The 513-nt window shown below is 50.3% G+C and carries 1 protein-coding gene; it reads left to right on the forward strand.

Annotation, left to right across the window (positions count from 1 at the left end; translation table 11 throughout):
* The coding region (locus tag I8U17_RS18210) for an ATP-binding cassette domain-containing protein (protein WP_198060018.1) at nt 1–513 on the forward strand (513 nt) is incomplete at both ends.

Raw genomic sequence — 513 nt, forward strand, 5'->3', positions numbered from 1 at the left:
GAATCAACTGATGGCGTCCCTTATGCCGATGATGATGCTTGTTCTCAATTTTTCCACCATCGCCATCATCTGGTTTGGTGGAATCCGCATCGACAGCGGCGCGATTCAAGTCGGGGATCTGATGGCATTCCTTCAATATGCCATGCAAATCATGTTTTCGCTGATCATGGTATCCATGATGTTTATCATGATTCCGCGCTCTTCCGCCTCTGCAGCCCGAATCAACGAAGTATTGGAGATTGTTCCCGACATCAAGGATGGGAAACAGGCCGCAACTGAAGAGAAAAAAGGAGTGATTGAGTTCCGGGATGTGACCTTTCGCTTTCCGGGGGCGGAAAAACCGGCACTTTCCAACATCTCTTTCAGTGCCAGATCCGGGGAGACGATTGCGATCATCGGCGGCACCGGTTCGGGAAAATCAGCTCTCGTCAATCTGATTCCCCGTTTTTACGACGTAGATAGCGGCAGCATTTTGATCGATGGAGTGGATATCCGCGATCTGCCACTGACTTC

The organism is Thermoactinomyces sp. CICC 10521, assembly GCF_016055135.1.
In the GTDB taxonomy this organism is placed as follows: domain Bacteria; phylum Bacillota; class Bacilli; order Thermoactinomycetales; family Thermoactinomycetaceae; genus Thermoactinomyces_A; species Thermoactinomyces_A daqus.